Annotated in this window: 12 protein-coding genes and 8 pseudogenes; 13 read left to right on the plus strand and 7 right to left on the minus strand. The window is 59.7% G+C overall.

What is annotated here, in order from left to right; genetic code table 11:
- Positions 1 to 105 precede the first annotated feature (105 nt).
- Positions 106 to 1,096, plus strand: a pseudogene (locus tag NKH23_RS32430) (aldehyde dehydrogenase family protein); the annotation flags it as partial.
- A gap of 235 nt (positions 1,097 to 1,331) precedes the next feature.
- On the opposite strand, the gene NKH23_RS32435 reads toward NKH23_RS32430, so the two are convergent.
- The 3 genes from NKH23_RS32435 to NKH23_RS32445 all read right to left on the minus strand — a co-directional run bounded on the left by NKH23_RS32435 (position 1,332) and on the right by NKH23_RS32445 (position 5,224).
- Positions 1,332 to 2,144, minus strand: coding sequence for an SDR family oxidoreductase (locus tag NKH23_RS32435; RefSeq protein WP_353036435.1), 813 nt, complete (start codon positions 2,142 to 2,144; stop codon positions 1,332 to 1,334).
- Between the two features lie 197 nt (positions 2,145 to 2,341).
- Positions 2,342 to 3,658 carry an ATP-grasp domain-containing protein gene (locus NKH23_RS32440; protein WP_353036437.1) on the minus strand — a complete coding sequence of 439 codons (1,317 nt, stop codon included), beginning with the start codon at positions 3,656 to 3,658 and terminating at the stop codon, positions 2,342 to 2,344.
- A 663-nt stretch (positions 3,659 to 4,321) separates the two neighbouring features.
- Positions 4,322 to 5,224, minus strand: a complete 903-nt coding sequence (locus NKH23_RS32445) for a MurR/RpiR family transcriptional regulator (protein WP_353036439.1) — start codon at positions 5,222 to 5,224, stop codon at positions 4,322 to 4,324.
- A gap of 448 nt (positions 5,225 to 5,672) precedes the next feature.
- On the opposite strand from NKH23_RS32445, the gene NKH23_RS32450 reads away from it, so the two are divergent.
- The 10 genes and pseudogenes from NKH23_RS32450 to NKH23_RS32495 form a co-directional block, all read left to right on the plus strand.
- Positions 5,673 to 7,778, plus strand: coding sequence for a hydantoinase/oxoprolinase family protein (locus NKH23_RS32450; protein WP_353036441.1), 2,106 nt, complete (start codon positions 5,673 to 5,675; stop codon positions 7,776 to 7,778).
- 5 nt (positions 7,779 to 7,783) lie between these two features.
- A complete protein-coding gene (locus NKH23_RS32455; protein WP_353036443.1) occupies positions 7,784 to 9,532 on the plus strand; it encodes a hydantoinase B/oxoprolinase family protein in 1,749 nt (582 codons plus the stop codon).
- Positions 9,533 to 10,209: 677 nt separating this feature from the next.
- Positions 10,210 to 11,580: an aspartate aminotransferase family protein gene (locus NKH23_RS32460; protein ID WP_353036445.1), complete on the plus strand. Its 1,371-nt coding sequence runs from the start codon at positions 10,210 to 10,212 to the stop codon at positions 11,578 to 11,580.
- Positions 11,580 to 13,295 carry an acetolactate synthase catalytic subunit gene (locus tag NKH23_RS32465; RefSeq protein ID WP_353036447.1) on the plus strand — a complete coding sequence of 572 codons (1,716 nt, stop codon included), beginning with the start codon at positions 11,580 to 11,582 and terminating at the stop codon, positions 13,293 to 13,295. The genes NKH23_RS32460 and NKH23_RS32465 overlap by 1 nt, the downstream gene beginning before the upstream one ends.
- Positions 13,292 to 13,561, plus strand: a complete 270-nt coding sequence (locus tag NKH23_RS32470) for an SDR family NAD(P)-dependent oxidoreductase (RefSeq protein WP_353036449.1) — start codon at positions 13,292 to 13,294, stop codon at positions 13,559 to 13,561. Before NKH23_RS32465 ends, NKH23_RS32470 begins: the two co-directional genes overlap by 4 nt.
- A gap of 22 nt (positions 13,562 to 13,583) precedes the next feature.
- Positions 13,584 to 15,131 (plus strand): NAD-dependent succinate-semialdehyde dehydrogenase, encoded by a 1,548-nt coding sequence (locus tag NKH23_RS32475; RefSeq protein WP_353036451.1) that lies wholly within the window; start codon positions 13,584 to 13,586, stop codon positions 15,129 to 15,131.
- 85 nt (positions 15,132 to 15,216) lie between these two features.
- Positions 15,217 to 15,683, plus strand: a pseudogene (locus NKH23_RS32480) (transposase); the annotation flags it as partial.
- A 780-nt stretch (positions 15,684 to 16,463) separates the two neighbouring features.
- Positions 16,464 to 16,936: pseudogene (locus NKH23_RS32485) on the plus strand (reverse transcriptase domain-containing protein).
- A gap of 32 nt (positions 16,937 to 16,968) precedes the next feature.
- A complete protein-coding gene (locus NKH23_RS32490; protein WP_353036453.1) occupies positions 16,969 to 17,481 on the plus strand; it encodes a group II intron maturase-specific domain-containing protein in 513 nt (170 codons plus the stop codon).
- A gap of 86 nt (positions 17,482 to 17,567) precedes the next feature.
- Positions 17,568 to 17,983 (plus strand): annotated as a pseudogene (locus NKH23_RS32495) (IS630 family transposase); the annotation flags it as partial.
- Here the strand turns inward: NKH23_RS32495 and NKH23_RS32500 are convergent.
- Positions 17,968 to 18,548, minus strand: a pseudogene (locus NKH23_RS32500) (ATP-binding protein); the annotation flags it as partial. The pseudogenes NKH23_RS32495 and NKH23_RS32500 sit on opposite strands and share 16 nt — an antisense overlap.
- A 5-nt stretch (positions 18,549 to 18,553) precedes the next feature.
- A pseudogene (istA, locus tag NKH23_RS32505) lies at positions 18,554 to 19,894 on the minus strand (IS21 family transposase); the annotation flags it as partial.
- A gap of 136 nt (positions 19,895 to 20,030) precedes the next feature.
- Between istA and NKH23_RS32510 the strand changes: the two are divergent.
- Both NKH23_RS32510 and NKH23_RS32515 read left to right on the plus strand, forming a co-directional pair.
- Positions 20,031 to 20,204, plus strand: a pseudogene (locus NKH23_RS32510) (IS110 family RNA-guided transposase); the annotation flags it as partial.
- Between the two features lie 173 nt (positions 20,205 to 20,377).
- Positions 20,378 to 21,012 (plus strand): annotated as a pseudogene (locus NKH23_RS32515) (DDE-type integrase/transposase/recombinase); the annotation flags it as partial.
- On the opposite strand, the gene NKH23_RS32520 reads toward NKH23_RS32515, so the two are convergent.
- A complete protein-coding gene (locus NKH23_RS32520) occupies positions 20,999 to 21,829 on the minus strand; it encodes a LuxR family transcriptional regulator (protein ID WP_353036455.1) in 831 nt (276 codons plus the stop codon). The pseudogene NKH23_RS32515 and the gene NKH23_RS32520 overlap by 14 nt on opposite strands.
- Before the next feature lie 314 nt (positions 21,830 to 22,143).
- Positions 22,144 to 22,337 (minus strand): hypothetical protein (locus NKH23_RS32525; RefSeq protein WP_353036457.1); only part of this gene is annotated, 194 nt, incomplete at its 5' end.

The raw sequence follows: 22,337 nt of genomic DNA on the forward strand, positions 1-22,337 counted from the left end.
GTCCATGAGGCGCCCTTTTATCAGAAATCCGGAAAGGGAGCGTACGTTAGACGTCAACGAGAACTCCTATCTCGATTTCCAGAGCAATTTCATCGTTCTGATCATTCGCAGATCCTGCGCACTTGGTTCGAGTTGATCATGACCTAGCGCAGATCATGACCGCCAAGCAGGGCGAGCCGCTGGACGAGGCGCGCGGAGAGGTCGCCTTCGTCGAGTTCTACGCCGAGGAGGCCAAGCGCATCTATGGACCATTCCGTCGCCGTTTCCGGGCTCGCGCATCATCGTGCAGAAGCAGCCAGTCGGCGTCTGCGCCGCGATCACGCCCTGGAACTTCCCGGCTGCGATGATCACGCGCAAATGCTCGGCGGGCCTGGCGGCGGGCTGCACTTTTGTGATCAAGCCCGTGCCTGACACGCCGCTGACCGCACTGGCGCTGGCCGCGCTCGCCGAGCGGGCGGGCTTTCCCAGAGGCGCGCTCAACGTCGTGACAGCCATGTGATCGCGATTGGCATGGTAATGACTTCGCATCCAGCGGTGCGGTTCATCAGCTGCACCGGCTCGACGCCGGTCGGCAAGCTCCTGATGCAACAGGCTTCATAGACGGTTAAGAAGGTCGGGCTCGAACTCGGCGGTAATGCCCCTTTTATCGTCTTCGACGATGCCTATCTCGAGGCGCCGGTGGCCGGCGCGATCACGGCCAAGTGCCGCAACATCGGGAGACATGTGTCTGCACCAATCGGCTTTTTGTGCAGGAAGGAATCCATGACGCCTTCGTCGAGAGGATCGCCGGCAGGGTTGCCGAACTCAAGGTCGGCAACGGCGTCGAGGTCGGCGTCGTGCAGGGGCCGCTCATCAATCAGCGTGCGGTCGAAAAAGTCGAGCGTCACGTTGCCGACGCTGTCGCCAACGGCGCCAGGATAATCATCGGCGGCAAGCGCCATGCCCTCGCCCGCAGCTTCTATGAGCCGACTGTCCTGTCGGGCGTTACCAAGATGATGTTCGTTACGCACGAGGAGACCTCGCCCCAGTCTGCTCCTGCCGGTCCGAGGAGGAGGTCGTTGCACTCGCCAACGACACGCCCTTCTGGCTGGCCGCTGGCGCCGAGTGTGCCACACCATTTGCAGAAGTTTTCCGACAATGGGGCTGCATCGACTAGGCCACGGACACCCCAGCCATATCTGCGGGTCATGGCGGTCGTGGCCCCCGGTCTCGACCAGGAAAACGAAGCGCTCGGATTCTATATGGCGCTGCCCGTCGGCGAGCAATGCCGTGTCGCATCGGGGCGACGGCGCGAGCGCATTCTTCAATAGCCTGCTCTGCGGCATCCTGTCCTATCCAATTCGTCCACCTCCAACGCGCAGATAGGCCCCGGCAACATAGCTCGCGTTATCGGACAGAAGCCAAGCGATCGCCTCGGCAATCTCCCGCGGGTAGGCGGCCCGGCCGATCGGGATCGTGACCTCGGCCTCGGCAATCTGAATGGGGTCGGGAAGCTCGGTTCGTGTTGGCCCTGGGCTTACCGTATTGACTCTTATGCCTTCGCGCGCGACCTCCTGGGCGAGTGCCACAGTGAAGGAGTTGATGGCGCCCTTCGAAGTCGAATAAGGCACTCGTCCTCCCGAGGCTTTACCGTCCGGATCAGGCTGGAAGACCGGGTCGGGTGACAGGGCACCGCCAGTCTTCGACAGGCCGGACGAGATGTTGACGATCGCACCGCCCTGGCCCCCGCGCCGCGTCGACATGCGTCGGATCGCCTCGAGCGAGCAGTACATCGTCCCGAGGAGATTGACTCCAATGACTTGACGAATACCGGCAGCATCTAAATCGATGAAACGCCCCCGCCTGCCGACGATGCCGGCACAATTTACGAGAGCGGTCAGCGCCCCGAACTCACGGTCCAGGGTACCGAACATTCGCGCTACCTCGGCCTCGTTCGCGACATCGCCCTGTACAGTAATGGCCTTGCCGCCGGCCCGCTCGATATCCGCTACGACATGGTCTGCCGGTGTCCGATCGGATCGATAGTTGACGCCGAGAGTCCACCCCTGTTCGCCGAGAAGCCGGCAGGTGGCGGCGCCGATGCCCGTGCTTCCGCCGGTCACGAGCGCAATTTTCGAGGATCCTGTAGTCACTTTGACCTCCATTCTAAAAGGCACGGCGCGCCGCGCCGAAGATATGCCAAGTGGCGAGCCCTAGTACGCGCTTCGCTCATGCCGAGCCCCGTAGGCAGATCCGGCTATCGAGGAAGATCGTGCCCCCCAGCGCTTCAGCATGTAGTCGATTGGCTCAGCAACCGGAGAGCTTCGGGACAATTTGGTCCGCTCGGGCCCGCATCCATTCCTCAAGTGGCTCCGCGATCGGCCGGCTTTCCTGCCGGCGACGTTCGCGCCACCTCCGTTGGTGCGGGGAGGCGGTGGGCTGCTGATTGTCCTTGTTTATCAAGGGTCGGAAATGGTGAGATCGACCAGCTGATTAAGTCGACGGCACGCTGAAGTAGAGCCTCGGTCTGGGCACTGTTGGGTGAAACGGCAATGACATGTCCAATGCGGTCTCGGTGATCGCCCTTTCTCATGATCGGTGTCTTGGGGTCAACATAAAACTTCACCTCGGAAACACCGGGTATAGCAGTGGTCCGACCGTCGCCATCGATCCAATCGAGGATGCCATCGCGATCAGGAATTAGATACTGCACAGCCGCAGTTTGCGAACGCTTTTTACGCAAATTCCATCCTTGGCCGATGACAAGCTTGATGTGTTCAGCGATGAGATCCACACCGTAAGCGAGCCGAACCAGTTGAGGACCGGTTCCACCACCCAAACGCGGGTTGACTTCAATGACGACCGGGCCACGCTTCGTCCACCGGAACTCAATGTTGGTCGGCCCCCAGCCAAGCCCAAGAGCTAGCAAACACTTCAAGGCAACGTCGACGAGTCGCTCATATGCGTCATTACCCAGCTGGGGAGGATAGGAGCACGCACGAAACACAAAATGTGGCGGGGCGCCGAACTCAGCGGCGGCAATCGCAACGACCTCGTTTCCCATAACGTCAGCGCTATAGTACGGGCCTTGTGCGAATTCCTCGACCAGTATCCTCGGCGAGGTCCGCCATAGGTGCTTTCCGCCCAACAGAAAAGCCGTATGTTCAGCTACCTCTTCGACATTGCGGCACAATCGGACACCGCTGCTGCCGGTGCCTACGGCTGGCTTAAGAATCACCGGCAGGCCGATTTCAACGGCACAGCTTTCTACATCCGTCGCATTCGCTGCCAAGCGATAAGCAGGTACTGGAACGCCGGCTTCCGCGAGGAGTCGACGTTGAACGAATTTGTCGCAGCATCGTTCAATCGATGCTGGGTTCGGTCCCGGCAGATTGAAGTGTCGGCAGAGCTTGCCAACTGTCGCATAGACCTCCTCCTCGGCGGCCGTGATGCCAGCAATGTCATAGGTCGCACGCAGGCGGGAACATTCGTGGATCAGCGCATCGAGATTGTCTGTATCGACACGGATTGTCTCAATGCTTTCCGCCGCAAGATAGTCGTAACTAGCTGGATCAGTCGACAGGGTAATTGGGTGAAGACCAAGACGCTGGGCCGCTTGGACGAATAGCAGACCAGTACGCGCATGGCCTTCAAGCATGATGAGCGCTCTTCTTTTCATTGGCGGTGACCCTCCTTTGCGTGCTGTGCGCTCGGTCCGAGCGTAGACAGGGCTTCGCTTTTATCCGTGCCCGACCTTTAACTTTGGGGTGAACGTACCATTGTCAGCGATTTGCAGTTGCAAAAATTGTGTGAAATGTACTTGCAGGATCTGTTGCACCGTTTAACCGCATTGCTGCACAGTGATCGGCTTTTGGCGGCCTGAAGTGGCGATGTAGTCGCCGTTGTGGTGCTTTTTGACAAACCTCGTCGGGCGCCGGCGGTGAGCCATCGTGATGGGAAGGCGGAGTTCGCGGGTCGAGGTTTCGGGGCATTGGCGCCCCGCCGGCTACGTCACGAGCCGCGGGCCGGAGAAATGACCGCACCCGCGACCACCTCATCGCTGAAAACAAACCCTTGATCAGCGGGCGCCGTCCTGACGTGGCTATTTTGTATTGCTCGACGGACCGCCTCTGTCGTCGTTGCGCTCCCATGAAGAACCTGGCCCATAGCGCTTCCTTTGATTCGTGCGAAAATGATGCACCAGCAAAGCCTGGAAACAAACATCTAGCCTGGGGCAGGAATCGCCAATTGCATGCGCGCGGCGGGCGCGCTCCATCGCACTGCGACTGAGCCACCTCGTCAGAAAAGATCGCTTATCCGGCTCAAGAACAGAAATCTATGTCTAGCGCCTTGAGGCCTTTGAGCGCCGTGCGGGTTCGGCCATATATTCTCCCGTTTCGCGGATTTCCAGCTCATTGCGCTGGATGCGCGCTAATGCGTCTGCGCCCAATCTTGAGACCGTGAGCGCGACAAGAATGTTCGCGACAACATAAGCGCCGGCGACGGAGTCTGGAAAGACGTAACTTCGCGCCGTCATGAGGAAAAGATGATCCGCAAACCGTGCAATTGGAGCGTTCTCACTGTCGGTGACGGCAATAACCGTCGCTCTTTGGGCTCTCGCATTTTTCGCCACGTCAAAGGTGACCCGGCTATAGGGGTAGGAAGTAAACCCGATGACCACGTCATTTTGCGTGAGGTCATCGAGTTCCAATCCTGATCCCCCACCAGTGTCAAGCAGGTGAGTGTTTGGTTTGGCCTTCCGCAACGAATAGGAAAGCGAATAGGCGGGGGCAAAGAAGGGGCGGCGGCCGATCACATAGACCCGGGAGGCTTCGACCAATGCCTGTACCGCTGCTTCAAGCTGCTTCTCGCTCAGCGCAGTGACCGCTGCTCTTTGCACCTCGATTTCACGCTCAGCGAACTGTGCAGCAAAACCAACTGCACCTTCCTTCTGGCCAAGGGAAACAAGCTCCGCAGCGCGGCCTCTATTGCTGCCCTGACCGTTGATCAATTCAGCAATATGGACCTCGCGGAATTCATCGAAACCCTTGAAGCCAAGGTTCTGCGCCAACCGCACCAGCGTTACCGAAGGCACCCGGGCGCGCTTAGCAAGCTCGCGCATGGAGCGAAAGGGTATCTCGTCGCGGTGCGCAATAAGGAACTGGATGGCGGCAGCCGCAGGCCCACGAGCCTCCGGCATGAGTTGCCGCAACTTCGCGTCTATGTCGGACGGTTTGGGATTCATGAACCTACGATCCGCATTGCTGATCATACGCTGCCACGATTCTCATGTGGAAGCAATTGATCCATATTGACGAACCTCTGAACTGTATGATCCAATGATCCTGCCGCAGTCCGAGAGCGTCTTCGAACGGCAAAATGGAGTGCCTCAAGCCCACGGAAGTGGGTCGGACGCAGGAGCTGCACGGGAACGAGTTGGCAAAAAGGATCGTGAAGCGGGCCGACGGCGCCGCGGCGGAGCAGTTCAAGTGGCGAATTCGGGGAAGCAGGGAAGTGTCGCGCTTGAGCGGTTCCCCGCGATTGTCGATGGGATGATGATCATATCAATCGGCTTGTTTTCTGCATTCCTGACATGGTCCTTCCTTTGTCGACGGTCTTTTTTTGATGGATCTTACAAACGCAACATGTCGGCAGAAACATTCCAGATTTGTGCGGAGGCTAGCGGAGCTCGCATGTCACCACCGCTCGAAGAACAATCCGTAGGAGAAAAGGAAGTGGCGAAAGAAACTTGGCGAGTTGGAATTGATGTCGGAGGCACCTTCACCGATGTCGTCGCCGTCGGCTCCCGTTCCGGCATTCTCATTTATAAGACCGCATCTACGCCAGACGATCCTTCCGTGGGTGTACTTGCCGGGGTTTCCGCGCTGGCGGAGAGCCAGGGTCTTACGATCCGGGAATTCCTGTCGGCATGCACCCATTTCGTCCATGGCACCACCGTCGCCACCAACACGCTTCTCGAAGGAAAGGGTGCCCGGACGGGTATGCTCGTTACTCGAGGCTTCCGCGATGCAATCGAGATCCGCCGCGGCTTTCGCGAGAACGTATGGGACTATCGGACGCCGTGGCCCGATGTGCTAGTGCCACGCTGGCTGCGCAGGCCGGTAACCGAGCGGGTGCTGAAGGACGGACGTATCGAAACTGAAGTCGATCGGGCAGATCTCGATGACGCCATCGTACGTTTCAAGGCGGCCGGCGTTCAGGCGGTGGCAGTCTGCTTCATCAACAGTTACCTTAATGATGCCAATGAAGAACTTTGCGTTCGTTACCTTCGCGAGGCGATGCCGGATTGCTTTGTTTGCGGATCGGCGAAGCTCGCGGCGGTCATGGGCGAGTACGAACGTTCCTCGACGGCTGTCGTCAACGCCTATATTGGTCCAAGGGTCGTTCCCTATCTCCGACAGCTCGACGAACGCCTCAGTGAACTCGGGATGTCGAATAGGCTTCTTCTCGTTCAAAGCAACGGAGGCGCGGCCTTTATAGACGACATAGAACAGCGCCCGGTTTCCTTGCTCCTCTCAGGGCCGGCCGCTGGTGTCGGCGCGCTGGACTATTTCTCTGGGAAAGATCGTCTTGGCGGTCTCGTCACTATGGAGATTGGCGGGACGAGTTGCGATGTTATGCTTTATGACCGGGGAAAGGTTGGTGAGACCACCCGGCTTGACATCGCCGGGTACCCGGCGATCACGGCGAGCGTTGAAATCAATACGGTCGGCACCGGTGGCGGCACGATCGCCTATGTCGATGCTGGCGGCATGCTCCAAGTCGGACCGCAGGGTGCCGGCTCGCGCCCGGGCCCGGCCTGCTACGGGCTTGGGGGAACGATGGCCACGGTCACCGATGCCCACGTGGTGTTAGGGCGGCTGCGGCCCGGCGCCTACGCGGACGGATCGGTCAACATCCGCTCGGAATTCGCGCATGAAGCGATCGCCAAGCACGTGGCGCAACCGCTGGGTCTGACGGTGGAAGAGGCAGCGATCGGCATCATCCGCCTCGCCGAACAGAACATGCTGCATGCAATGGAGCGGATGTCTAGCGAGCGCGGCGTCAACCCTCACGCCCTGACGCTCGTTGCTTGCGGAGGCGCCGGAGCACTCCACGGTGTGGCAGTCGCTCGGCTTCTGGGATGCCGGTCGGTGTTCGTGCCCCGGCTTGCCGGCGTCTTCTGCGCGTTTGGAATGTGCAATTCCAATATTCGTCACGACCTCATTCAATCCTGCATGGTCGAGCTTTCGGATGAGACGCTTGCGCGGATTTCCGAGCAGGTTGCCGAGCGTGAGGACGAACAACGCGGCCGGCTTCTTGAAAGCTTCTCCAGCGAGGCAATCGTCATCGATTGCTTCTTGGATCTGCGATATCGCGGCCAACAGTGGACAGTGCGCGTGCCGTTCTTCGGTGGTACGGACAGTAAGCAGACGCTGCGGCATCGCTTCGAGGAAGAGTTCTCGAGCATCTACGGCTACGTGCAGGAACGCAATGAGGTACAAATCGTAGCCTTTCATCTTATCGGCAAGGGCCGGTTCCCCGCGCTCGCGCTGGAAGCCACCGGCGCGACCGCTGAAAGCCCGCAGGCAAGCAGCACCCGTAGCATATGGATCGACACTCGCATTGGCTTCGTCGATGCGCCCGTGTTCTCTCCCTCGAAGCTAAGTCCCGGGTCGACGATAACAGGCCCCGCCGTCATCGAGGAACTGACGACGACCATTCTCCTCGGCGCGGCAGACATGCTGTTGGTCGATGAGGGTGGAAACTATTCTATTCAACTTTCTATTTCGGAGTGATGACCATGGCCGTCGACCCGATCACGATGACGCTGGTGCAGAAGCGTTTGGATCACATCTCTCGCTACATGGGCTGGGCGATGACGCGAACCGCGCAGAGCCCGATCTTCAGCGAGAGCCACGACTTCTCTTGCTTTCTGAGCAATGCCCGAGGCGATGCGCTATCCGTCGCCGACGGTCTTCCGATCCACACGGGGGGTGGGGACTTTGCTGTTCGCGCGGTACTTCGCGACTATGGCGGTGATCTTCACGACGGCGACCTCTTCCTCCTGAGCGACCCATATGAGGCGGGAGGTAACCATCTCCCGGACTGGACGATAATCCGCCCGATCATCGTCGATGACAGGTTTCTTGGGTTTGCGAGCAACAGGGCACATCAATCCGACATAGGTGGGGGTGCGGCGGGAACCTACAATGCGGCGGCGACCGAGATTTTTCATGAAGGCATCCGGCTTCCCGTCCTCCGCCTCTTCGAGCGCGGCCGTGTGCGTGAAGACCTTTGGCGCCTCCTTCTGCTTAACAGCCGCACCTCGGATCTTCTTGACGGTGATCTTGCCGCGATGGTTGGCTCGACCCGCACCGGGCGCGACAGGGTTGCGGCGCTCGCTCGCGAGTATGGTCTCTCTGAAACTGAGGGGGTTTTCAGCGCGATCCTTGATCATGCGCAGACACTGATGAAGGAGATGATCCGTACAATTCCCGGGGGGGTCTATTATGGCGAGGATGTTTCCGACACCGACTGCTTTGAGTCGGTGGATGTGCCCGTTCGCGTCACCCTTACGGTAAAGAACGGGCATTTGCATGTCGACTTCTCTGGCAGCGCGCCGCAAATCCGCGGCTTCAAGAACAGCTCGCTTGCCAATACGAGTTCGGCGGTCTTCCTCGCGGTGATGTCGTTCTTCAACGGGCGCGTACCGCAGAACCAGGGCGCGATGCGGCAAATGACGATCGAGGCACCGCCCGGCACTGTCGTAAACGCCCTTCCGCCGGCGCCGATGACGATGAACACCGTGCATCCGACGAGCGAGATTGTCCACGCCGTCTGGCGCGCCCTTGCGACCGCCATGCCTTTGGAAGGCTATGCAGGCTGGGGAAAGACTTGCTACTGCATCTCGTCCGGACGGAAAGACGACGGTACCTACGTGATGTATCACTGGAACGGGTCGTCCGGGGCAGGAGCCGTCCGGGGGCGCGATGGCTTCCCTGCGGCCGGACAGCTCTGCACCCTCGGTGGGATGAACCTCCCCAATGTCGAGACCTACGAGCAGATCTATCCCGTAAGGATAGATCGCTACGAGATGCGCAAGGACAGCGGGGGAGCAGGCGAGTTTCGCGGCGGCACCGGCCTTGAATATTCCGCCTCGACCAGTCAGCCCGCCGAATACTCATTCCGCAGCGAAGGCAGCTGCAAACCAACCGGCTATGGCATCGCAGGTGGCGAGCCCGGGGTGAAAGGCACAATCGCGGTGACGTTGTTGGACGGCGGCGAAGGGATTGCCGTTCCGCAATACGGAATCATGCAATTGGGATCCGCAAGGGTCGACGTCAGCTCCCCAGGTGGTGGTGGCTTCGGAGATCCGCTCAGGCGAGATCCGATCGCCGTTCAGCGCGACGTGGTAGACGAGATCGTAAGCCCCGAGGTGGCAAAGGACGTCTACGGCGTCGTCCTCAGCTCCAATTCGGTTGGAGTCGATCTTTTGGCCACCGAAGCGCGAAGGCAAGAACTTTTGCGGGTACGCTGCCCCACGCCTTAAGCCCGGCTGCGCAAGTCGAAAAGTCGCGCTGCTCGGCCCTTTGTTTCCCGGCAGCAGGTTAGTTCCGAACGTAACCTCGGAAGCTGAGTAGGTGAATATGCTTGTCGAAACGAAGCATTTGATCCTGATTGACATTAATCGGCTCATATGATCCAGTCACCGTCTCAACAAAGTGGTCAAGGAGTTCGGACGTGCAGCCCATTTCAAGCCTAGGCCACAACCGGGGAAAGGTCGTTGGGCCGAAGTCTCGCCACGAGTTTCAACGAGCGCTAAGGATCACGCCAGGGGGAAGCATGCGTGCTGCGCCTTTCTTCGCCCCCCAACCCCCTTATGCTGTGTCAGCAGCGGGCTGCTGGATCACCGACGCGGACGGCAGGAAGTTATCCGAAACTGCCGGACCTCGTTGCCGAGCGCCTTGCAGAAGACTGCGCTGGCAAAGGTCCACCTTGCAATGATGGAACGGGGTTTTCTGATGACGCCGAATTGCTCCGGCGCGCTCTCGACACCGATGAGCAAGACCGATGTTCAAGATTTAGCCGCCGCCCTCGTGGATGCCATTCATGAAACTTGGAAACAATCTCCGTGGGAGTAATCGAGCAAACGGTGGAAAGCGCAGTCGCGGCAACGCTTGCATCGGCGGCCTTGGAGATATGGCACGAGGTGCGAGGGGGATATCGATGACCAGGCAATCAAATGCAGAAGTTCGGCACGAAACGCCGGCCTTGACCCACTCGGAGGAAGCGTTCGCACGCGCGTTGTCGGTATTTCCCGACGGTACGAGCCGGGTAACGATCGAACGCGATCCAATTCCGAAGTACATGGAGCGAGGCGAGGGCGCTTATCTCTTTGATGTCGACGGAAACCGCTATCTTGATTTGAACGGGAATTTTACGACCCTCATCCACGGACATGCGTTCAAACCTGTCGTCGAGGCGGTCTATCGGCAGCTGGCGAGCGGCAGTTGCTTTGCCAATCCGACGAAGATGGAAATCGAGTTGGCGATTATCCTTTGCGAGCGGATTCCGAATGTCGATCGCGTTCGATTTGTAAACACCGGCACTGAAGCCGTAATGTTCGCTATCAAGGCGGCACGAGCTTTCACCGGCAAGGCAGGAATCGCCAAGTTCGAGGGAGCCTACCACGGCGCCTATGACTGGGTTGAAGTCAGCCAGTCGGCAAGCCCGGAAAACTGGGGACCTCCCGATGATCCGGTCTCGGTGCCATTGTACAAGGGTATGCCGGAAAGCGTTCTCCAAGAGACGCTTGTGCTGCGCTTCAATGACACTGAGCTGATCGAGAAGAAGCTCCAGGCCCGTGCGCATCGGATCGCGGCGGTCGTAATCGATCCGATGCCGAGCCGCGCTGGCCTGATAACGCCGAACCCGGGCTTCCTGGAGGCGCTGCATCGGCTCTGCCGCCATCACGGCGTGCTCATCATCGCTGACGAAGTGTTGAACCTGCGCCAAGGCTACCACGGCGCATCGGCGCGATACGGGCTGAAACCCGACCTGATCACTATGGGCAAGATAATCGGCGGTGGACTGCCCATCGGCGCTATCGGCGGACGCGAGGAGGTTATGCAGGTCTTCAGCGCCAAGTCCGGGCGCGCTCTCCTGCCACAGGGTGGAACGTTCTCGGCCAATCCACTATCGATTGTAGCCGGCATCGCCGCAATGCGCGCTTTGGACAAAGCAGCGTTCGCTCGCCTCGACGGGCTGGGCGACCGGCTGCGCTCTAACCTCACCGAGATCATTGCCCAACGCGACGCTCCGTTTGCAGTTACCGGAGCCGGCTCTCTGTTTCGAATTCATCCGACGCGCCGGAAACCGCGTGAGTTTAGGGACACGGCAACCAATCCAGCCCAAAACGCCGTCATAAGGACGCTCTCCCGCTTCTTTTCCCGGCACGGTGTCATTTTGCCGAATGGGGCTGCCGCGTGCCTGTCAACACCGATGGGAGAGACCGAGGTCGACAGGATTTCCGACCTGTTCCGTCTCTTCCTCCAAGAACACGCAGCAGACATCAACAATATGGAGAAACCGGAGTAATGTCCGTAGAAACTGTAGCCGAACGGATTGCAGCAGCACTGCAACGCAACAGCGTCGAGATGATTTTTGCCCAGAGCCTACCCTCAGCGGTGGTTCTGGCATGCGAAAAGATTGGAATCCGGCAGATCGCCTACCGCCAGGAAAACATGGGCGGGGCCATGGCCGATGGTTACTCTCGCATCTCGGGCAAAGTCGGCGTCGTGTGTGCCCAAAATGGGCCTGCCGCAACGTTGCTCGTACCGCCGCTATCCGAAGCGCTTAAGGCGAGTATTCCGGTGGTGGCCTTGGTGCAGGAGGTCGAACGCCACCAGCTCGACCGGAACGCATTCCAAGAACTGGACCACATCGCCCTTTTCTCGGCCTGCTCCAAATGGACGCGACGGGTGATAACGGCTGACCGGATCGAGGACTATGTCGACTCCGCGTTCATCGCTGCCGCCAGTGGCCGGCCTGGCCCAGCCGTGCTGCTGCTTCCGGCCGACCTGCTCCGCGAGAATGTTCCGGCTGGCGCGCGCGGCCGGACAGGGAAATACGGCACGTGGCCCCTTGATCCCATCCGCCCAAGCGACGAGGCGCTCGCGGCGGTGGCCAAGTTGCTCGCTCGCGCCGAGTCGCCCGTGGTGCTGGCCGGAGGCGGTGCGGTTTCGCCGGCGGCGAGCAAGGCGCTCGCCGAGCTGCAGACCATGGCCCATCTACCCGTCTTCACAACAAATATGGGCAAAGGCGCTGTCGATGAGCGCGCGCCCCTTACTTGCGGCGTCCTTGGGGCTCTGAATGGCCCAAGGTCTCTCGGCTACCGCACGCGCGCGTTAATGGATGAGGCAGATCTCGTCTTTCTCGTCGGCACTAGGACCAACCAGAACGGAACCGATAGTTGGCGTTCGATCCCTTCTACGTCGACGGTCGTACACCTCGACATCGATCCTTGCGAAATCGGCAGGAACTACGAGTCTGTCCGCCTCGTCGGAGACATAGCCAATACAATTCAAGCCCTGAGTGCCGCGCTACTGTCGGAGGACCTGTCCCATCGCTCGGCCAAAAAGGTGTCGCTTGAACGTCGCATCGCCGAAGCCTGGGAGCAATTCGAGCAGGATCGCAGCATCTTCAGCGGCAGCAACCAGACGCCGTTGAGGCCAGAACGCATCATGCGCGATCTGCAGTCGCGCATGACACCGGAAACCATCGTCGTGGCAGACGCGAGTTATTCTTCAATGTGGGTCGTCGGCCAGCTCCGCACACGTCGGGGAGGGCAGCGGTTCATCGCTCCGCGCGGCATGGCAGGTCTGGGATGGGGCTTGCCACTCGGCATGGGCGCCAAGCTGGCAAGACCCGACAGTCCTGTTGTCGTACTCGTCGGAGACGGCGGGTTCGCCCATAGCTGGGGAGAACTGGAAACGCTCGTGCGGTCCGAAATCAACCTCGCGGTGATCGTGCTCAACAACGGCGTGCTCGGCTTCCAAAAAGATGCCGAGACCGTAAAATTCGGCGGCTATACGACAGCCTGTCACTTCGCCCCCGTCGACCATGCTGCTCTGGCCAAGGCCTGCGGCTGCGAAGCGATCACAGTCAAAAATCCGGGCGACATTGGGTCTGCCCTTGACCGCGCTCTGTCCTCGAAGACGCCGGTGCTCATCGAAGTCATCACCGATCCTGATGCGCACCCACCGATCTCCCTTTTCACGGGCGCCCTTGGCGAACCATCGGAACTGGTATGACGACGGCGCCTTTCACGAAGGTTGCCGTTGTCTCAGGAGGCTCGTCGGGAATTGGTTTGGCCTGTGTTCGCCAACTGCGCATCGCCGGTTGGGACGTGGCCTTTTTCAGCCAGAACGCGGATACCACGCGAGCTGCTGAGCAGGCGGTTCGCAAGGAAATATCGTCCGGGGGCCGCCTGCTAGCCGGCCCCGCCAACCTCCGGGATCATGCGTCCGTTCCTGACTTCTTCATGCGGATCCATTCGTTGGAGCGATCATCGACGTGAACGGAGGGAGTTCGCTCCCCGCATGAGCCACTATCACCCCGACCAAGGTTGGAATCACATGATTATGCCTGACATTGAACTGGCGAAGCGCGCTGCTGGCGAAATCGCTGACCGCACCAAGACAATCAAGAGGTCCGAATCGCGAGAGTGCTGGTCGGCGCAATGCCTCGTGGATGGCGAATGGGTGGGTGAGCCTGAATTGTCGGTGCTCAATCCCTCCACCAACGAAGAAATTGCGAAGGTTCCCGACTTCGGCGGGGCAGAAACTGCGAAGGCCATTGCTGCGGCTAAGCGCGCCTTCCCGGCTTGGGCAGGGCTCCTCGCCAAGGAACGATCGACGACTCTTCGCCGATGGCATGATCTCGTGGTGGAACATGCCGACGAGTTGGCTGGGAAACTAACCAGTGAACAGGGCAAACCGTTGTCTGAAGCCAAGGGCGAGGTCCTCTACGCGGCCTCCTTTTTGGAATTCTACGCCGAAGAAGCAAAGCGGATCTATGGCGAGACAATTCCAAGCCACATCCAGGACGGCCGCATTGTGGTGATCCGTCAGCCAGCGGGCGTCGTTGCCGCAATCACGCCCTGGAACTTTCCGGCGGCGATGATAACCCGCAAAGTTGGCCCGGCCCTGGCGGCTGGCTGCACGGTCATCGTCAAACCTGCGCTGGAAACACCGCTCACGGCATTAGCCATTGCTGCCCTCGGTCAGGAGGCGGGTCTGCCGCCCGGCGTCCTCAATGTCGTCACGGGAAACGCCCACGCGATCGGAAAGGCACTCTGCGACAGCCCGGATGTCCGCGTGCTGAGTTTCACCGGTTCCACGGCGGTCGGGAAGCTCCTGATGGCGCAGTGCGCGCCTACCGTGAAGAAACTCGCGCTCGAGTTGGGTGGCAACGCTCCCTTCATCGTCTTCGATGACGCCGACATCGACGCGGCTGTCGCTGGGGCCATGGCATCGAAATTCCGCAATATGGGCCAGACCTGTGTGTGCGCAAACCGCATCTATGTCCAAGATTCCATTTACGATGCGTTTGCCGACAAGCTCGCGACTGAAGTTGCGCGGCTCAAGGTCGGCGACGGCATGGCCGAAGGCATTGGCCAGGGACCATTGATAAGCGCGGCCGCGGTTGCGAAGGTGGAGCAGCATATTGCCGACGCAGTGGCGAAGGGTGCGCGCATACTTACAGGGGGCACTCGTCACGAGCTAGGTGGCACCTTCTACAAGCCGACGGTGCTCTCCGACGTCACCCAGTCGATGAAGGTTGCCCGAGAAGAGACGTTCGGACCGCTTGCCCCGCTGTTCCGATTCAGCGGCGAGGAAGACATGATCGCCATGGCGAACGACACCGAGTTCGGCCTCGCCGCCTACTTCTATTCACGCGATATCGGCCGCATATGGCGCGTCGCAGAGGCCCTCGAGTACGGTATGGTCGCGATCAACAGCGGGCGTCTCTCGACCGAGCTCGCTCCCTTCGGAGGCATTAAGCAGTCGGGCATCGGTCGCGAAGGATCCCGTCACGGCATCGAAGAGTACACGGAACTGAAGTTCATGCTCATGGCAGGCATCTAGAGCACGTCCTGTGATCGATGAATCGATTGTGATGTGACGGCTGCGTTTTGTGCTGATTCAACATCCACCTCGATGGAGGTTGACGATGGGAAGAGAATTTAGCGTGGATCTTCGGTCGCGGGTCTTGAAGGCTTCGGACGAGGGCATGTCGGCGCGGCAAGCGACAGCGCGGTTCGGCGTGGGAGTGTCCAGCGCGATCCGCTGGATTGCGCGGGCGAAGATCGGCGAACTGGCGCCACGCCCGCAGGGCCGCCGCTACGCCTCCAGCCTCGATGCGCATGAAGCCTTCATCGTCGGGCTGATCGAGGAGCGCAAGGACATCACGCTGAACGAGATGGTGGAGCGGCTCGTCGCCGAGCAGTCGGTGCGGATCAGCCGCAGCGCCTTGAGCGCCTGGCTTCGCGGCCACGGCTGGACATTCAAAAAAAATCCGCGCACGCACTGGAGCAGGATCGCCCCGACATTCTGAAGCGGCGCCGGGACTGGTTCGACGGCCAGCTCGACCTCGATCCGGCGAAGCTCGTGTTCATCGATGAGAGTGTGCTGCAGAGCAGCGGAAGGAGTTCAATATGAACTAAGACCGTAGCGTAAAGCTGCGTGAATGATGGGGGACGGCCCTCCGGGATCGGCTTTCAGGAGCAGGTCTCAAACCAGTCCAAGCTGCTGCGGTAAAGAGCCGTGGTGGTGAGCGTTGGATGAAAAGTTCGGACGAGATCCGAGCAGGTGGGTGTCCGAAAGACGAACGAAAGTGAACCCTTCGAAGACGCGTCGTTATGAACGTAAGTGTCGCCGAAACCAGGACCGTCTCGTCATCCTGGGACAAGTCCGCCGGGTGCCTGATGACAGGGCGGGCGGCGACCGGCGTTGAGGGGGCGTGAGTCGGACAAAGGCATTCGCGCGGAACTGCAGGAACCAGGCTCCTGATGCAAAGGGAGAAGCTCAAGCGGGCCAAACCGCAAGGCGAGAGTACCGATGCAGGAGACTGGGGCGGATCGGCCCGTATGAGCGTTGAAGGCCCTGTAATGGGGCCGGAGCAAAGGGGCCGGATCAGGTGGTCGTATTGTTTGGAACAACTGGAAACAGGATGACTTCAGAAGATACGACAGACAAGCCGTTTCGAATTGCGAAACGACAAGTGTACGAAGCTTACAAAGCGATCAAAGCCAACCAGGGCGCAGCCGGGGTGGACGGGCAGACCCTGGAGGTGTTCGAGAAGGACCTTGCAGGAAACCTCTACAAGGTCTGGAATCGGTGTCCTCAGGGACGTACTTCCCACCCCCGGTTCGCGCTGTCTCCATTCCGAAGAAGAGTGGGGGCGAAAGGGTTTTGGGTGTGCCCACCGTCGGCGATCGGATCGCACAGATGGTGGTCAAGCAGATGATTGAGCCGGATTTGGATATTCTCTTTCTTCCAGACTCCTACGGCTACAGGCCGGGAAAATCGGCTCTGGATGCAGTTGGCGTCACGCGTCAGCGATGCTGGAAGCATGACTGGGTTCTGGAATTCGACGTCAAAGGGCTGTTTGACAATCTTCCGCACGATCTCCTGCTGAAGGTGGTCAGAAAGCGCGTCACATGCAAGTGGGCTCTGCTCTACATCGAAAGATGGCTGGCAGCGCCGATGGAATGGAGAAGAACGGGGAAGTCGTCGAGCGCACACGCGGTACCCCGCAAGGGGGCGTTGTCAGCCCGATCTTGTCGAATCTCTTCATGCACTATGCTTTTGATCTGTGGATGACCCGGACGCATCCTGACCTTCCATGGTGTCGATATGCGGACCGATGGCCTTGTGCATTGCCGGAATGAGCAGCAGGCAGAAGCCCTCAAGGCGGAGCTTGGTGCTCGACTGGCAGCATGCGGGCTTCAAATGCATCCGACAAAGACCAAGATCGTCTATTGCAAAGACCAAAGGCGCAGGGGGAATACCCGAATGTCGTGTTCGACTTCCTCGGGTATCAGTTCCGGCCGCGACGCGTGGCGAACACACGGCGCGAGATGAGTTCTTCTGTGGTTACACGCCTGCGGCCAGCCCAACGGCAATGAAGTCGATGCGGGCCACGATCAAAAGCTTGAACATCCCGCGGCAGACGCCGGGGACGCTGGCTGAAATCGCCCAACAGCTCAATCCACTCCTTCGCGGATGGATAGCCTATTATGGCCGCTACAGCCGTTCGGCCCTGTCCACTCTGGCTGATTACGTCAACCGGAAGCTCAGGGCGTGGATCATGCGGAAGTTCAAGCGCTTTCAGTCCCATAAGACGCGTGCCAGCCTCTTCGTGAGAAAGCTGGCGCGGGAAAATCCAGGACTGTTTGTGCACTGGAAGGCGTTCGGAACGAATACGTTTGCCTGATGGGAGCGGTGTGAATCGAGAGGTTCACGCACCGTTCTGCGAGAGGCCGGCAGGTGAAATCCCTCCGGCCTACTCACCCCGGCCTCTCCACAAAGATGGCCCGCATGCGTGGAAGAGCGCCGCGCGGCGAGCGCTGCCGGGCCGGCGTGCCGCATGGCCACTGGAAGACCACGACCTTCACCGGAGCGCTACGGCTGACGGGCATGACTGCGCCCTTCGTCTACGACGGCGCCATGAACGGCAACGTGTTGTGGCCTATGTCGAGCAGGTGTTGGTCCCGACATTGTCGGAGGGCGACGTAGTTGTCATGGACAACCTGCCCGCCCATAAGGCCGCCGGCGTGCGCGACGCGATTGAGGCCGCAGGCGCGAGCCTGCTCTACCTGCCGCCCTACAGTCCCGACTTCAATCCGATTGAGAACGCCTTCGCCAAACTCAAGGCGCTGCTGCGAGCAAAGGCCGAGAGAACCATCAAGGCTTTGTGGGACGCGGTCGGCGCGGTCACGGTGGGCCATTCTCCGAACGCCCAGGTTTGTGGTGACGATGATTGAGGTGCGCTCGTAAAGCCGGCTGATTAGATGGAAGAGCAATTGCCCGCCGGCCTGGGCGAACGGCAGATAGCCGAGTTCGTCGAGCACGACGAAGTCGAGGCGGGTGAGGTAGTCGACGACGTTGAAGAACCGACCGCGCGAGCCATTGCGGATCAGGGCACGGGCAAGGGCAATCGCCAGATGCGACTTGCCGGTGCCGGTGCCGCCGATGAGCGCCGCGTTGCGCTGGTCGGCGACGAACGCGCCGTTGGCAAGGTCCGGACCAGCACCTCGTTGACCGGCGTGCCGTCGAAGTCGAACTCCTCGATGTCCTTGGCGAGCGGCAACTTGGCGACGGTGAGCTGGTATTTGATGGAGCGAGCCTGCTTCTCCGCAATCTCGGCCGACAGGAGATCACCGACGATCCTCGGCGGCTCGTGCTGGCGCTTGATACCCGTTGCCATGACCATGTCGTAGGCGCTGCGCATGCCATAAGCTTCAGCGTCCCCATCAGTTCCAGAACCTGCGTGCGTTCCATCAGCTTGCCCTCCTGAGGCTGTCGTAGCGGGCGCAGTCGGCAACCGGCTCATGCTGCAGGCGGAGCGCGTCCGTGGTGACGGCCGGCGCCGGATCGCGCTGCCGTGCAAGGATGTTGATGATGACAGCTGACGAGCAGGCGTTCTGGTCGAGCGCCTCCTGGCAGGCCGCCTCGACCGCGTCGAGGCCGTCACTGAGAACGGTAGCCAGAATCGCCACCATCTGCCGGTCGCCATCGTCCGCGGACTTCAATCTGCGCCGGAACCGTTCCATTGCCGATGGCAGAACCCAGCCCTGGAACGGCGCCCCGTTGCGCACGCTCCGGGCTTGCGGGCAAGCACAGGGACGTAATTCCAGGGATCGTAGATCGTGTCGCCGCCGCCCGAAGGAGCGGGCATATTCGGCGACGACCACGCCGTCCTGGCGGATGACGATCTTGCCGGCATAGGCATGGATCTCGACTGGGCGGCCGACGCGGTCGAAAGCACCGAGTATTTGTTGTTGTCGAAGCGAACCGTGCAGGTCTTCGGCACCGAGGCGGGAACCGTGTGGAATCCATCGAAGGGCCCACGATATTCGACAAGCTTGCCACGTTCTTCCTCGAACACGTTCCAGATCGTGCGCTCCGGCCGGTCGATTTGACGATGGGCTTCGTGTAGGCGATGCATTTGTCGAGAAGCCAGGCGTGGAGCTCATCATAGGTCTTGAAGCGCAGGCGCGGTGCGAAGAAGCGCTCGCGCACCAGACCGACCTGGTTCTCGACCTGCCCCTTCTCCCAGCCCGACGCCGGCGTGCAGGCGACCGGCTGCACCAGATAGTGGCTGCACATCTGCAGGAAGCGGCGATTGTATTGCCGGTCTTTGCCGACGAACACCGTCTCCACCGCCGTCTTCATGGTGTCGTAGATGCCTCGCATGCAGGCGCCACCGAAGAAGGCAAACGCCCGATCGTGGGCGTCGAACACCATCTCCTGCGTCTCGCGTGGATAGGCCCTCACGAACATCATGCGTCTGTGGCAGAGCCGGACATAGGCGACCTTTACGGTCACCGTTACGCCGTTGATCAGAACGATCTCGTGGCTCCAGTCGAACTGGTAGGCCTCTCCGGCGCGAAGAACAGCGGCACACAGGCGTCCGCCGTTGCCGATCCTTGCTCCTTCGCCCAGCCCTTCGCGTGTCGACGGACCGCATCGTAGCTGCGTTCATAGCCGAGCCCGCGAAGCTCCTCGTAAATCCGGATCAGCGTCAGCCGCTTGCGCGCCGCCTTGCCGTGGTTGCCACTTAAAAGCCCGTCGAGCTGATCCTGCCAGGGGCCGATCTTCGGCATCGGCTGATGCTCACGCTCGTACGGCCATCATGGAAGCAGGATGCGAGCTTGCTCGCCTGGCTCAATACGCTCTGAGTTAATGCGAAGGAATTTTGAGCGGAAACGCCGACAATCAGCCGATCTGCGCACGTTCCTTCGGATTATGACCATCTGACGATTTATCAAGCGGCAGAAGAACGACGCAGCGGATGCGGAGGCCATCGTCGAGGCGGTGCAACGGCCAGCGATGCGCTTCATCGAGCCCAAGACCCAACAGCAGCAATCCCGGGCCATCGTGTTTCGCACCTGCGAGCAGCTGGTCAATCAGCGCATCGAGTTGGTCAACGCCTTACCGCAATTGCTTCGCTCACACCCAAGGCGATGCAATCAACGCCATCCTGGCCGCAGCGGCTACAACTTCTCCCTCCTGTTCAGGTCGCTGAAGGCGTTTTTGGGGCTCTTGATCGCCGCATTTCAGACCCGCCGAAGCAGCTCGTCGCTTCAACTCAATTGTTCACGCTCGACGCAGTCGGCCCACGGGCACCGATCCTCGTCAAGGCGCGGCCGAACGCGCGTTGTTCGCTGGATTTTGTGCTCGACCAGTTCGCCTGGGTCCGGCGCTGCCGCGTGCTTGACACCGTCAACGATGTGACACGCGAGTGCCTAGCCGCGATAACCCGACACCTCATTCACAGGTGCCTCCGCGTCGCGCGCGATCGGACGGAGTTGATTGCTAGCCGCGGCAACTCGGGCATTGATCGTCTCCGATCATGGCACCGAGTCCACCTCGAACGCTATCCTCGTTTGGTCGAAGGATCATCGCGTGGGATGGTATCATATAGCACCAGGCAAGCCGATTGCCTACATCGAGAGCTTTAACGGCCGGATGCGCGGCGAGCTCCTTGAACGAGAGCCTCTTCTTCGGCCTCGTCCATGCCCCCTGAGCCATGACAGACTGAGCGGAGGATTACAAATATCAGACCCCGGCAGTCTATGCCGGAATCATCACCGCAACCGGCTCCGACGCTGCGCTGATTGAAGGCTCCGCGCCTTCGCCGGTTGCTCAACGTGCGCCCTACGGCGTAACGGAAAGGGCCGAGACTCTCATCGCCGCCGGAGGAAAGTTCAGTGGTATGTCGGCGCTTCTTAGAATTCGATAATTCCGAAGTTTACGGCTTTTATAGCAGCGACCGTTCTGCTCGCAGTATCCATTTTTCGCATTACGTTTTTTATGTGGAAATTGACGGTGTTTACGGAAATTCCTAAAATTTGTCCTATTTCCCACGACGATTTCCCTCTCGCTGTCCACAGAATACACTCTTTTTCTCTTGGAGAAAGGTCAGGAGCTTCCTCGCACCCATTCACATTCGCGAACTTCGCCACTCTCAAATGGAAATGAAACGCAGCAAGTTCCAAGTATGTGACTACTCTATTTTGGAATTCGCGGTCCCGGGGTTGAGCAAAGCTCATGATCGCAAAGTTGCTATCAGGGCCGTGCAATGAAACGCTGATGCCTGACCTTAAGCCGAACGTCGCAGCCTCATCGAAAACGCGCCGTTCGTCTTCAGTCGTGCTTGCGTCGTTGTACACCTCACTCCATCGAAAGGCGCCTGCGCGCTTTCGACTCGTCTTGATGATGGGGTCAATTCTATCATAACTCATTTCGAAATAGCGCTCCTGCCATTCATCCGGATAATTCAGCATAACCTCTGGATTGCGTCGAACCGGCTTTGAAATTCTTTGGTCAGGTGCAAGAGAGCCATAAGAGATCCACGGGCAATCAAAATTCAGGGCAAAAGCAGATAACAGGTCGAACAACTGCTCGGATTGAGCAACGCCATCAGTCTGGTCGAGAAATCGGCCGAATTCGACCGCAAACGCCTTTCCGGCCGCCGCCGGGACATGCATCGACGGGACCAAATAGAACTGGTCGGACACGCTGGTTGCCAGCCGTCGAAGCTGGGGAACCGCAGTCATCGGCCGACGTTCCATAGTCTCGACTCCGTAGGCATCTTGCGCCGGATGTTGTCACTGGTGGACAAAGCTGCCGGCTCTAAGGCGGCAGCTCTGCGCGCCGTTCTCGGCCGGCATCTCTCGGCCGGCATCACCAAAGCTTAACATGCCCCCGCGGTGCGCGAGGTTATGATTGAGTTAAATGGGGTTACGAAGGCTTCTCTGAAGGTATAACCTCCTGAATAATGTGTTCACAAATTGAAATCGCATGTCATGTGGCTTCGGCCCGGCGGATTCCGGGTCGCTGTCGACGATGCGCTGTGGTAGGTCCGGCACAGCTAGGCGTAGAGGCCGTCATACGCATGCAGCGTCACGTAGCTGATGCCGGGATGGAGCGTCTGATACAGGCTGACGCTACTGTTTTGCATCCCTAGCAGGCCGTTGAAGAAGTCAGGCTCTTTCGCAAACGAAGCCGGAATCGTCGGCGTTGTGGATGTAGAAGTGGCTGACGAGGCGACCTGCAGTGCCAAAG

It is taken from the genome of Mesorhizobium sp. M1328 (genome assembly GCF_040318075.1).
Taxonomy (GTDB): domain Bacteria; phylum Pseudomonadota; class Alphaproteobacteria; order Rhizobiales; family Rhizobiaceae; genus Mesorhizobium.